Annotated in this window: 8 protein-coding genes and 2 pseudogenes; 1 reads left to right on the forward strand and 9 read right to left on the reverse strand. The window is 67.2% G+C overall.

Annotated elements, in window-relative coordinates; translation table 11 throughout:
- Nucleotides 1–223: 223 nt before the first annotated feature.
- Nucleotides 224–1,617 (reverse strand): annotated as a pseudogene (locus NHF48_RS20180) (MFS transporter).
- A 149-nt stretch (nucleotides 1,618–1,766) separates the two neighbouring features.
- Between NHF48_RS20180 and NHF48_RS20185 the strand changes: the two are divergent.
- Nucleotides 1,767–3,882: pseudogene (locus tag NHF48_RS20185) on the forward strand (prolyl oligopeptidase family serine peptidase).
- 112 nt (nucleotides 3,883–3,994) lie between these two features.
- Here NHF48_RS20185 and NHF48_RS20190 read toward each other — a convergent pair.
- The 8 genes from NHF48_RS20190 to NHF48_RS20225 form a co-directional block, all read right to left on the reverse strand.
- A complete protein-coding gene (locus NHF48_RS20190) occupies nucleotides 3,995–4,546 on the reverse strand; it encodes a glycine zipper 2TM domain-containing protein (protein WP_253072122.1) in 552 nt (183 codons plus the stop codon).
- Nucleotides 4,547–4,623: 77 nt separating this feature from the next.
- Nucleotides 4,624–4,920: a hypothetical protein gene (locus NHF48_RS20195; RefSeq protein WP_133018882.1), complete on the reverse strand. Its 297-nt coding sequence runs from the start codon at nucleotides 4,918–4,920 to the stop codon at nucleotides 4,624–4,626.
- Between the two features lie 129 nt (nucleotides 4,921–5,049).
- Nucleotides 5,050–5,343 carry a DUF1330 domain-containing protein gene (locus NHF48_RS20200; protein ID WP_056487012.1) on the reverse strand — a complete coding sequence of 98 codons (294 nt, stop codon included), beginning with the start codon at nucleotides 5,341–5,343 and terminating at the stop codon, nucleotides 5,050–5,052.
- Between the two features lie 51 nt (nucleotides 5,344–5,394).
- Nucleotides 5,395–7,317, reverse strand: coding sequence for an alpha-L-fucosidase (locus NHF48_RS20205; protein WP_253072123.1), 1,923 nt, complete (start codon nucleotides 7,315–7,317; stop codon nucleotides 5,395–5,397).
- 18 nt (nucleotides 7,318–7,335) lie between these two features.
- Nucleotides 7,336–9,633 (reverse strand): GH92 family glycosyl hydrolase, encoded by a 2,298-nt coding sequence (locus NHF48_RS20210; protein ID WP_253072124.1) that lies wholly within the window; start codon nucleotides 9,631–9,633, stop codon nucleotides 7,336–7,338.
- Complete coding sequence (locus NHF48_RS20215) at nucleotides 9,630–11,060, reverse strand: glycoside hydrolase family 125 protein (protein ID WP_253072497.1); 1,431 nt, start codon at nucleotides 11,058–11,060, stop codon at nucleotides 9,630–9,632. The genes NHF48_RS20210 and NHF48_RS20215 overlap by 4 nt, the downstream gene beginning before the upstream one ends.
- Nucleotides 11,061–11,071: 11 nt before the next feature.
- The gene (locus tag NHF48_RS20220) at nucleotides 11,072–11,953 is read right to left on the reverse strand and encodes a glycoside hydrolase family 3 C-terminal domain-containing protein (protein ID WP_253072498.1); all 882 of its coding nucleotides are present in this window, start codon (nucleotides 11,951–11,953) and stop codon (nucleotides 11,072–11,074) included.
- Nucleotides 11,887–12,804 (reverse strand): glycoside hydrolase family 3 C-terminal domain-containing protein, encoded by a 918-nt coding sequence (locus NHF48_RS20225; protein WP_253072125.1) that lies wholly within the window; start codon nucleotides 12,802–12,804, stop codon nucleotides 11,887–11,889. Before NHF48_RS20225 ends, NHF48_RS20220 begins: the two co-directional genes overlap by 67 nt.
- Nucleotides 12,805–12,812 lie beyond the last annotated feature (8 nt).

The raw sequence follows: 12,812 nt of genomic DNA on the forward strand, positions 1-12,812 counted from the left end.
TGGTGCATCTGCGTGTTGGGGCGTCCCAAACCAAAGCTTGTGTCCCCGCGAAGGCGGGGACCCAGACTGGGCACCCGCCTTCGCGGGTGAACATTCTTCTTTTGCTCCTGCTCCCTCTCCCCCCTTCCGGGGAGAGGGCTGGGGTGAGGGGCTGTTCCGGGGGGATCGCTGCTTGGCTGCCCCTCACCCGACCCTCTCCCCCGGAGGGGAGAGGGAGTAGAAGTCACCGCGTTTGTTGGGCTGGCTGCACGTCCTGGGTTTCTTCGGTTGGCGGGTTGCGGATCGAGGGGCGGAGGCGGCTTAGGCTGCATAGGCCTGCCACTAGCGCTAGACCGGCGGCCACGAGCGGCGGGGTCATGCCGGCGCCTACGCCCATGGCGAGGAGGGCGGCGACCAGGGTGGCACCTGTGGTCTGGCCTACCAAGCGCACCGTCGAGACTAGGCCGCCAGCTGAAGCGGCGCGTTCGCGGGGGCGCTGCCGATGATCAACCGCGCGTTCGGGGCCATGAACATCCCGAACCCCGAGCCGCACAGGGCCATTCGCCATGCGATGTCGAAATACCCCGGATCCGCTGGCATGTACGCGATCAGCAGCAGCGCGCAGATCGATACCCCCATGCCGATCCCGCCGAGCAGCCCGGCGGGATAGCGATCCGACAGCCACCCAGACAGTGGCGCGACGAACATGTTGGCGAGCGGCCATGGCGCGATTGCCGCACCGACCTCCGCCGCGCTGAAACCGAAGGCGTGCGTCAGGCGGAACGGGGTCGAGAGCAGCAGCGTCATCTGCGCGATGAACGCGGTGTAGGCACCGATCGCCGACAGCGCGAGCACCGGCCGCGCGAGCAGGTCGATCGGCAGGATCGGCTTGGTCTCGCCCTGTTCGCGCTTCACGAAGAACCAGCCGATCACTACGCCGGTCAGCACGATCGCGGCCGAGACGATCGGGCTGTCGCCGTGGACCGCGCTCTCCGCGCCGCCGATGACGAGGCCGATCATCGCCGCGCACATCACTGCGCCGAGCACGTCGAAGGGTTCGTCGTGTTTGCTCGGTTCGGGTAGCGCGCGGCCGAGCAGCAGCGACGCGATCGCGAACGGTACGGCGCTGGCGAACACCCAGGGCCAGGGGGCGATGGCGAGGACGAGGCCGCCGATCGTCGGGGCGAGTGCCGCGGAACTGGAGACGACGACCGAGTTGATGCCGAGCCCGCGGCCAAGTTGCTTGGTCGGGTAGATCGAGCGGATCAGCGCTGAGGAGACGCTGAGCGCGGCTGCGGCACCCAGGGCTTGCGCGGCGCGGACGACAAGCAGGAACGGCAGGCTCTTGGCGAAGAAGCAGAGCAACGTCGCGACGGTGAAGAGCAGCTGGCCGTATTGGTACATGCGTTTCAGGCCGATGCGGTCGCCGAGTCCGGAGAACGGGAGCAGCGCCATCGCCAGGATCAGCTGGTAGACGGTGACGACGGTCACCACCGCGCTGCTGCCGACGTTCAGATCGCGCGCGATCGTCGGGAGCGCGACGGTGGCGATGCCGCCGTCGATGATCGTGAGCGCCGTGCCCGCCGAGATCGCGGCGATGGCGACGAAGCGGCGGGGCTTGGGCAGGCCGTCCTGCATTTTCTTGAACTCGCTTCGTTACCCCGGATCCTTCAACTTTCCTCAGGAGAGCCTTGTTCCGGGGACCACCGTGCCGCACAATCGACAGGATTTGTTATGCGGATCGGTGGACCCCGGAACAAGCCCGGGGTGACGGTAGGGAGTTGTATATGCGTGGTATCTTGTTTGCGACGGCGGCGACACTGCTTGCGGGGACTGCAGCCATTGCCCAAGTCGCACCGATGACCAAAACGAACACCGCCGCCGACCCTTATATCTGGCTCGAGGACAAGGATGGCGCGAAGCCGCTGGCCTGGGTCGAGGCTGAGAATGCGAAGACGTTGCCGCGGCTGCAGAACGATCCGCGCTACAAGACTTTCTATGCTGAGGCGCTGGCGATCGCGTCGGCGAAGGATCGTATCCCGATGCCGAACCAGATGTTCGGGCGGATCTATAATTTCTGGCGCGATGCCGAGCATCCGCATGGCCTTTGGCGCTGGACCAGCGCTGCCGATTACGCGAGCGCGACGCCGAAATGGACGACCGCGCTCGATCTCGATGCGCTGGGCAAGGCCGAGGGCAAGCAGTGGGTGTGGAAGGGGTCGACCTGTCTTCAGCCCGAGGAACGGCTGTGCCTCGTCGCGCTGTCGGAGGGCGGCGAGGATGCGGTGACGTACCGCGAGTTCGATCTGTCGACCGGCGCGTTCGTCGAGGGCGGCTACATGCTGCCGAAGTCGAAGCAGGATGCGAGCTGGGTCGACAAGGATACGCTGCTGGTCGCGCGCGACTGGGGGGGGCGGGGACGACGACGCAGTCGGGCTATGCGTTCGTGCTGAAGCAGGTGAAGCGCGGCCAGCCGCTGACCGCCGCGACCGAGGTGTATCGCGGCGCGGCGACCGACCAGGGGGCGACCGGGGCGGACGTGCTGACCGACGAGAAGGGCAACCGGCTGGTCGTGATCCAGCGCCGCAAGACGTTCTTCGGCGCGGATAAGCTGGTGTGGACGCCGGCGGGGACGCGGCCTCTTGCCTTGCCCGACCGGACGTTTCCGGCGGGGATGATCGACGGGCAGGTGATCTTCTCGACCAGCGATCCGTGGGGCAAGATTCCCGAGGGGGCGGTTGCTTCGGCGCCGCTATCCGAGGTCGAGAAGGGGACGATCAACCCGACGATCGTGTTCGCACCGGGGCCGCGCCAGTCGGTCGACGGGATGGCGTTGACCAGGTCGAAGCTGTTGCTGGTGGTGTCGGACAATGTCCGTGGGCGCGCGTCGGTTTATACGCATGGGGCGGCGGGCTGGACCGCCAAGCCGATCGCGCTACCCGACAATGCTTCGATCGATGTCGCGAGCACGACCGATCGTAGCGACGATGCGTATCTGACGGTGACGGGGTTCCTGACTCCGACGTCGCTCTATTCGCTGGATGCGGCGACGGGTGCTGCGCCGAAGCCGGTCAAGACTCTGCCGCCGAAGTTCGATGCGTCGAACGACGTGGTCGAGCAGTTCGAGGCGACGTCCACCGACGGGACGAAGGTGCCGTATTTCGTGGTGCACAAGAAGGGCATCGTGCGTGACGGGACTACGCCGACGATCATGACGGCGTATGGCGGCTTTCAGGTGTCGATGACGCCGAGTTATTCGGGGAGCACCGGCAAGCTTTGGCTGGAGCGGGGCGGGTCGTATGTGCTCGCCAACATTCGTGCGGCGGCGGGGAGTTCGGGCCCAAGTGGCATGACGCTGGGCGGAAGACGAAGCGGCAGGTGATCTACGACGATTTTGCCGCGGTGGCGAAGGACCTGTTTGCGCGGAAGCTGACGAGTCCGGCCAAGCTCGGCATTTATGGCGGGTCGAATGGTGGTTTGTTGATGGGCGTCGAGTTCAACCAGCATCCCGATTTGTGGAAGGCGGTGACGATCCAGGTGCCGTTGCTCGACATGATCCGATACGAGGGGATCGCGGCGGGCGCGTCGTGGGTCGACGAATATGGCTCGGTGAGCGTGCCGGAGGAGAAGGCGTTCCTTGAGAAGATCTCGCCGTATCAGAACATCAAGAAGGGCGTGGCGTATCCGGAGCCGTATATCTGGACGACGACCAAGGATGACCGCGTCGGGCCGCAGCACGCGCGGAAGTTCGCGGCGCGGTTGAAGGAATATGGGCTGCCGTATCTGTATTATGAGGACACGGCGGGCGGTCATTCGGGCGATGCGGATATCGAGCAGGGCGCCCGGTTGCAGGCTTTGCAGATGACGTACTTCACGCAGAAACTGGTCGGGGTGGCGAAGTAGGGGGGGCGGCCGAAGAACCCCGTCATCCTGGACTTGATTTAGGATCCAGAGCCACGAGGCATTCCGCACGTGGCTCTGGATCCTGACTTTCGTCAGGATGACGGGGCGCGCCTCAGCGGCAGCGGACCTGGCTGTTGCTCTGCTCGACTGCACGCCCGGCTAGGCCACCCGCCGCTGCACCGAGCAACGAGCCGACGATCCGCGAACGGCCGCCGTCGATGACGTTGCCGAGGATACCGCCGCCCGCCGCGCCGATGATCAGCCCGGTCGTGCCGTCGTTGCGCTTGCAGTAATATTTGCCGTCTTGGCCCGCATAGACGCGGTCGTTGGTCGACAGCGTGCGCTCTTGGTAGTTCGGGCCGGCGCGATAGTAGCGCGAGGGGTCGTAATTGCCTTCGTCGCGCTCGTCCGGATACGCTTCCTGATAGCCGCCGCTGCGATCCGGCGCGGTGCGATAGCCGCCCTGTGGCGCGTAGCCGCCGCGATTGCCGCGGACCGACTGGTAGCGATCGAATTCCTGGCGGAAGATCTGCAACTCGCTGTCGAGGCGCGATTGGGCGGCGGCGAAGCGCGCGTCGTCGGCCTGCGACTGCGCGAGCGCGGGGGTGGCGGCGGAGAGGCAGGTAGCGGCGATCAGTGCAGCCGTACCGAGAAAACGCTTCATGATCCGGGTCCTTCTAAAAGGTCACAACGAGAGTGGGCGGCAGCATCGCGCCACCGCCCACTCGATTTCAAGACGTATCAGCGGCAGATCTGCACGCGGCGGTTGTGGCGCCATTCGGTGCGGCAGCGGCGATTGTTGTTCCAGTTGCGACGATCATGATCGCGGCCACGATAGCGGCGGTCGTCATGACGATCGCCGCGATGGTCGTTGTGGCGATAGTCACGGCGGTCGCCCCGATGGTCGCGGTGATCGCCACGATGATCGTTGTCGCGATACTGCTGGCTGTACCCGCGCTGTGCCTCTGCGGGAGCGGCGGCGCCGAGGCCGAGTGTCGCGAAGGCCAACCCGGCAGCGATGAGATGTGTAAACTTCATGAGATGTCCTCTCGAACCCGACAATCGGGATGTGCCGTTGATACGGCTATCGAGAGACATCGTTCCTGAACGGGGTTGTCGGCTGGCGTACAGGTTGGGTGCGCCAGCCGGGGATCGGTTGGCCCTATGTTAGCCGGGTAGCCCCTCGATCACGAACACGCGGTAGTCGGCACCCTTGAGACGGTGCTGCAACGCGTCCTGATAGGCCGGGCTGTCATACCAGGCATGCGCCTCGGCCACGTCCGGGAATTCGAGGATCACGGCGCCCTCGACAGCCTGACCTTCTAGCGTTTCGACGGCACCGTAGAACGCCAATGGCTTCAGCGTGCGGCCTTCGCGGGCCAGGGGTGCCTTAGCCTGGTATTGCTTCATCTCTTCGGCATCGGTGACTTCGTTGCGCACGAATACGACATAGGCGGTCATCTAGATTCTCCTTCTGCGGCGGCAGGGTGGCAGCAAATATACCTATGCCCGTCAATATGCGCCTGGTTTCGGCCTGAACGCGCCGAGGCCCGCGATCGCCAGCCGTTGTGCGGGGATCGCGGTCTCGGCGAACGAGAATCGCAGGTAGCGCGCGGTGGTCGGTCGGGCGAACGCGATACGCTGCGCGGCGAGCGCGTAGGCGATGTTGGGGAGTTCGCCCTTGGCGATATCCTGCCAGGTCTTGCCGTCGGTGCTCGCCTCGACCCGGTAGCCTTTCGGCGGGGCCGTCTTTGCCATCACCGCGCGCGACGGGATCAGGACGAAGCCGGCGAGCGTCTCCGTCGCGGCGAGGTCAATCGTGACCGAGGCGGGCGTGCCGGGCGCAGGCGCGGGCAGGGTCCAGGCGGTTGCGCTGTCGTCGTCGAGCAGCGCCTTGGCACCCGGCGCGGTCGCGGTGACGATCGACCAGCGGCTGGTGACGACGGTGGTCGTATCGGTGTTGCGGACCGGAGCGACGGGGGCGGGCGCGACCTGATGGAACAGCGCGACTTCGCTGATCGCGGGGCAGGCGGTGCCTTCGAGGATCCGCAGGCGAAGGCGGCGGGGCGTGATCGGCTTTTCCAACCGGACGATGCGTTGCGGGCCAATGCCCGAATGCTCGGCGAGCTTGCGCCATTGTCCGTCGATCTCGGCGTCGATCGCAAACCGGGTCACGCGGATGCCGAGCGGGAGATATTCGCGGATGCGGATAAGGTCGAACGATCGGCCCGGCGGGAGGTCGAGCGTCAGTGTTGGCGTGGTGATGGCGTCGGGCGTCGACCAATAGGTGTCGCGGTTGCCGTCGAGCACCGTGCTGGCCGCATAGGTCTTCCCGCGGACGTGGCTGGCGGATGCGACGGCGCCCTTGGCGAGATCGGTGGCGAAGGTCGCGGCCTGCGCCGTGCCGAACGACTTGAGCGTCTCGACGTCTATGTCGGCGAGGCGGCCGCGACGGTCGGGCGGCAGGTTAAGGTTGAGGTTGGTGCCGCGACCGACCGACTCGTCGTGCAGCTTGATCAGGCGGGCGGGCGTCTTGACCTTCGAATCCTCGTCGGCGTGATAGAACCAGCCGGGCCGGATCGAGACGTCGGTCTCGGCAGGCCACCAGAGCGGCGCGCCGCGCACGCCCGAATTGCCCTCGGACTGGACATAGGGATGGTTCGGCATGGTCGGCCAGCACGGATCGCCGGCGACGCCGTCCTCGTTCCCGACCCAGCGCAGGTCCGCGCCGAGCGGGTCGAAGGTGCAGGCCATCGGCTGATGCTCATGGACCAGCGCGACGATCGACGGCCAGTTATAGTATTTCGGCGCGTCGATCTTCCGCGTGTCGCGCGCGCCGCCGTAATAGCCGTCGCCGCCGTTCGCGCCGTCGAACCAGAATTCGAACAGCGTGCCGTAGCGCGTGCAGAGTTCGACCACCTGCTTGCGGAAATATTCGACATAGGCCGGGCGGCCATATTCGGCGTGATTGCGATCCCAGGGCGAGAGATACAGGCCGAAATCGAGGCCGGCGCGACGGGTGGCGCGCTCCATTTCGCCGACGATGTCGCCCTTGCCGCCCTTGTAGGGACTGTTGCGGATGCAGTGTTCGGTGAGCATCGTCGGCCAGAGGCAGAAGCCGTCATGATGCTTGGCGGTCAGGATGATGCCGCGCATGCCGCCTGCCTTGGCTGCCGCGACGATCTGGTCGGGCGAGAAGTCGGTCGGGTTGAAGAGCTTTGGATCCTCGTCGCCATAGCCCCATTCGCGATCGGTGAAGGTGTTGATCGAGAAATGGACGAACGCGTATTGCTCGCGCGCGTGCCAGGCGAGTTGGCGCTTCGAGGGCGTCGCACCCCAGGGCTTCGGCGCGGTGTCGCGGCCGGCGCCGATCGCGGGCGTGGCGGTGGCGGCTAGACCCGAGGCGAGCAGCAGGCGGCGGGAAACTTCGGTCATCATCGTCTCCGGGAGGTATCAGGCAGCGGGCTGGCCGAACGAGGGCGGTCTGTCGGCGAGCTTCGCGCCGAATGCAGGGTTCGGCGTGGCGGACATGGTGAAGCGGAGCGTGCCACCGGCCGCGAGATCGGCGTGGGAGATCCAGCTTTTGGTCCATGGTTTGCCGTTCCACTGGACCGCCGCGACATAGGGCGTGTCGGCGCGGTTGCCGGGGGCTTCGACGACCAGCTTGCGACCCTTGCCGACGCGGACCTCGGCGTGGGTGAACAGCGGCGAGCCGAACACGTACACCGCCGCAACCGGGTCGACCGGGTAGAAGCCGAGCGCGGACATCACGAACCACGCGCTCATCTGGCCGCAATCGTCGTTGCCGATGATCCCGTCGGGCGCGTTGCGGTACATCGTGTCGAGCAGCTTGCGGACCAGCGCCTGCGTCTTCCACGGCTGGCCGACATAGGCGTAGAGATAGGGCACGTGCTGATCGGGTTCGTTGCCGTGCGCATATTGGCCGAGCAGCCCGGAGATGTCGGGCAGCGCGTCCTTGGGCAGCGTCGAGGGTGCGGCGAACAGCGCATCGAGCCGGCTCGCGAACTTCGCGTCGCCGCCGAAGTGCGCGATCTGACCGTAGAGGTCGTGCTGGTTCAGGAAGGTCGTCTGCCAGCCATTCGCCTCGGTGAAGTCGCGGTAGCGCTTGGTGTGGCCGAGCTGAATCGGGTCGTAGGGCGTCAGCCAGCTGCCGTCGGCGAGCTTCGGCCGCGCGAGGCCGATCGCGGGATCGAGGACGTTGCGGTAGTTGCGGCTGCGGAGACGCAGGCGATCGGCGTCTTCCTTCGCGCCGGCTTTCCGCGCGAGCGTCGCCATTGCCCAGTCATCATAGGCGTATTCTTGAGTCCGGCTGACCGACTCGTCGACCGTGTCCGCGGGGAGGTAACCGCGCTCGATATACGTGCCGCGTGCGCGACTGTTGACCAGATCGGGGGCGGCGGCGTCGAAGGCGCGCGTTCGGATCGCGGGCCATGCGGCGGCATAGTCGGCGTCGATGCCCTTTGCCGCGGCCTCGGCCAAGATCGCGACCGAGTGCCAGCCGATCATCGTGCCGGTCTCGACCCCCTGGAGCGGCCAGCAGGGCGGGCCGTACGCGCTTTGCTGCGTCTGGCGGATCAGGTCGCGGACCAGCGATTTCGCGCGGTCGGGCGCGACCAAAGTCAGCAGCGGGTGGAGCGTGCGATACGTGTCCCAGGTCGAATAGGTGCTGTAGGCCTGCTCGCCGGCGGGGACGCTGTGGACTTCGCGATCGAGCCCGACATAGCGGCCGTCGACGTCGGAGAAGAGCGTCGGCGCGATCATCGCGTGATAGAGCGCGGTGGTCATGATGACGCGCGCATCGTCGGTGCCGCCCTCGACCTTCACGACCTTGAGCGTGTCGGCCCAATTCCGGATCGCCTGGCGTCGCGCGACGTCGAACTCGCGGAAATAGGAGGCGGCGAGGTTCGTCCGCGCGCCCGCCATGTCGACCGCGGAGACGGCGGTGCGAACGACGATCGGTGCGGCACCCGCATTGTCGTAGTGGAGCACCGCGCGGACGCGGTCGGCGGTGACGATCGCACCGTTGACGCTCTGCGTATCGGCGTAGAGCGTGATCCGGTCGGGCTTTGGCGACACGTGCATCGCGAAGTGGAGGCGGCGACCCTTCGCCCAGCGGAACGTCCGGCGGCTGCCGGTGAGCGTGCCGTCGGTGTCGAGCTCGATCCGGCTCTCGTCGATCAGCGGGCCTTCGCCGGGGCGGCTGTCGCGGTAGTTGGCGAGATCGACCAGGAGATGGCCGGGGCCGGCGGGGAAATGGTGACGCTGCCACCCGACGCGCGTCTCCGCGGTCAGTTCGGAGCGGACGCCGTTGCCGAGCGTGACGGCGTAATAGCCGGGCTCGGTGACTTCCTGCGTGTAGGTTTGGCGATAGCCTTCGCCGGGTTTGTCGGGTGCGCCGGGCAGCAGCTTCACCGCGCCGCGGCCGGGGACGACCAGCACGTCCATCAGGTCGGCGATGCCGGTGCCTGACAGATGCGTATGCGAGAAGCCCATCATGGTCGGGTCGCCGTGATGATACCCTGAGCAGTTCGCCCAATTCTCGGTATCGGTGTCGGGGCTGACCTGGACCATCCCGAACGGCATCGTCGCGCCGGGATAGGTATGGCCGTCGCCGCCGGTGCCGATCCAGAGGTTGGGCGCGGCCTTTGCGGACCGTGCGGCGGCGGGGATCGCGCCGGTGAGTGCGAGCGCACCGCTGGAGCCGAGCAGGGCGCGTCGTGTGATCTTCATAATGCGCTCGCCAATAGTGCGGGGCGGGTGTTCGCAAGCTGAACGATCAGTTCGCCGAACAGCCCGTTGGCCCAGGCGAACCAGGACCGCGTGAACTTGGCGGGATCGTCCTTGTCGAACGCCTCGTGGATGAAGCCGGTGTCGGCGTCGGTGTCGCGCAGCATCCGCAGGCACGCGCGGACCGTGGCATCGTCGGTGCCGGACAACGCGCGGACGATCAGCGACATCGGCCAGATATGGCCGAGCCCGACATGCGGTCCACCGATCCCCTCGGCCTTGGTGCCCTTGAAGAAATACGGGTTCGCGTCGCTCCAGGCTGCATCGGCCGTGCGGCGCCAGAGCGGATCGGTGGCGGGGACGCAGCCCATATAGGCGAGGGCGGAGAGCGACGGCACGTTGGCGTCGTCCATGAAGACCGCGTTGCCGAAGCCGTCGACTTCGAAAGCCCAGACTTCGCTGCCGTCGCGCAGGCGCATCCGGCCGTGCGCGACGAGGGCCGCCTCGACTTCGTTCGCCAGCGCGGTCGCGTCGGCGGCTAGCGCCGTGTCGTGGCGCGCTTCGTTGGCGACGACCGCGAGTTCGCGCAGGGTGGTGACCGCGAACAGATTGGACGGGATCAGATACGGGTAGACGCAGGCATCGTCCGAGGGGCGGAAGCCGCACTGGATCAGGCCGTTGGGCTTGGCGGGGTTGCCCCAGCCTTCGAGCGCCATGGTCTCGGTGTTGCGGTTCGAGGACCGCAGGAAGCTATAGGGGCCGCGATCGTCCTTGCGCTGTTGCTCGCGGTAGGTGCGGATGCTCGCGCGCGCCGCCTCGGCCCAGGTCGCGTCGAACGGCGTGGCATCACGCGTCGCCTGCCAATAGCCATAGGCAAGGCGCATCGGATAACAGAGCGAGTCGATCTCCCATTTGCGCTCCGCGACGCCGGGTTTCATCTCGGTCTGGTCCTTGAGGGCCCAGCTTAGGTCGGTCTTCGCGGTCGGGCTTTCCATGAACGCGTTGGCGTAGGGGTCGATCAGGATCGAGCGCGACTGGCGCGCGATCAGCCCGCGGAACAGCGTGCGCAACGCGGGGTCTTCGCGGACGAGATGGAGATAGGGGCGAAGCTGCGCTGAGCTATCGCGGAGCCACAGGCAGGGGATGTCGCCGGTGATGACGAACGCATCGGGCGCGCCGCCGACGGTCGACATGCGGACGGTGGTGTCGAGCGTGTTCGGATAGCAGTTGCCGAACATCCAGCGGAGCTTCGGGTCGCCAATCCGGGCCGATACACGCGCGATCTCGCGTTCGACCGAACGGCTGGTGAAGTTGCGGTCGGCGAGCGCGGGGCGCTTGCTCGGTAGCGAGGGACGGGCGGCGAAGGCGGGTGTGCCGACGAGTGCGAGGCCCCCGGCGACACCGCCGGCCATGACGGTGCGGCGGTCCATGGTCGACGCGCTCACTTCGGCAACTCCACCGTCGCGCCGGTGATCGTCAGGTCGCTCCACTGGCCTGCGCCGTCACCGGGCTGGCCGCCGCCGATATAGAGGCGGTAGGCGCCGGGGACGATCGTCCGTGTGCCGTCGCGTGCGACGCTGCTCATCGAGCGGGGATCGATCGTGATCGGGACGGTGCGCGACTGGCCGGGCTTCAGCGCGATGCGGCCGAAGCCGACGAGCTGGCGCTGGAGGACGGGGGTGGTCGGGGCCCCGGCCTTGGTGGCGGGCGCTACGAGGTAGGCCTGGACGACTTCTTCGCCTGCGCGATTACCTGCGTTCGACAGCTTCGCGGTGACGGTCAGCGGTTGTCCGGCGGCGACGTTGAGCGCTGGCTTCGTCGCGGCGTAGGCGAAATCGGTGTAGCTCAGGCCGTGGCCGAAAGCCCAGAGCGGCGTGCCGGTGAAGTAGCGGTAGGTGCGCTCCTTCATCGTGTAGTCGGTGAACGCGGGGAGGTCGGCGGTGGTCTTGTAGAAGGTGACGGGAAGGCGGCCCGACGGGTTGTTGAGCCCCGCCAGCGTCTCGGCGATTGCGGTGCCGCCGGCTTGGCCCGGATACCAGGCAGCGAGGATCGCGTCGGCCGATGCCGGATCGACCGAGACCGCGCTGCCGCTGGTCAGGACGAGGACGATGGGCTTGCCGGTGGCCTTCAGCGCTTCGAGCAGGCGGACCTGCGCTGGAGGCAGGCCGATGTCGGTTCGGTCGCCACCGACGAAGCCGGGGACGCTGACCGAGAGCGCTTCGCCTTCGAGATCGGGCGAGAGGCCCATGACGGCGATCACGACATCGGCGTCACGAGCGGTGGCGACGGCATGATCGAGCAGCGGCTGTGCGGGGGGCTCCAGAGCAGGCGGACGCCTTCGTCGTCGCTGCGGTGATCGAGTTCGAGGCGGAACGGGACGGGCTTGCCGTCGCTGGCGAGCGTGACCTCGACGCGGCCTTTCTTGACCTCGCCTGCCGAGAGCTGGCGGTCGCCGATCCAGAGCCGGACGGCGTCGTGCGTCGAGCAATCCTTCCAGCAGGCGGGGACGTCGACGACCAGCGGATAGGTGCCGGCGGCGGGCGGCGTGAAGGTTCCGGTCCAGCGGACGCCGAACGTCTTGGCGAGACCGGGGGCGGGGCTCGCGCGGTTGTGGTCGATGTCGATGTGACGATCGGTACGCGTCAGGGTCGGTGCGCCGACGCCCGCCTGCGCGGCGAAATATTCGGTCTTCAGGCCGCCGGCGAAGACGGTCTCGGGGACGGGTAAGGCCGCACCGTCGGCGAGCGACGAGCCCTGCGCATAGCGGACGTTGGCGGCGCCGAACTGCTTGCGGATGCCCTCCAGCGGGGTAACGGGCGCGACTGCGGTGCCGTGGTAATTGCCTTGCAACACGCCGAGATCGTCGGCGTCCGCGCCGATCACCGCGATCCGGCTGCCGGGCTTCAGCGGCAGGCGGTTGGCGTCGTTCTTGAGCAGGACGATCGATTTCCGCGCCGCGTCGAGCGCGAGCGCACGGTGGGCAGGTGTGTCGACTTGGTCGGTGCCGATGCTGCGCCACGGATTGGCTGCGCCAAACACGGTGCCGAGCGCGCGGCGGGCTTCGAGCGCGCGGATCAGCGCGGTGTCGACCTCGGCTTCGGTGACGAGACCCTGGCGGACCGCGGCGGGGAGGGGCGGCGTAGGCGCTGCCGCAATTAAGGTCGGTGCCGCCACGGATCGCG

Source organism: Sphingomonas sp. H160509, from assembly GCF_024124765.2.
GTDB lineage: Bacteria > Pseudomonadota > Alphaproteobacteria > Sphingomonadales > Sphingomonadaceae > Sphingomonas.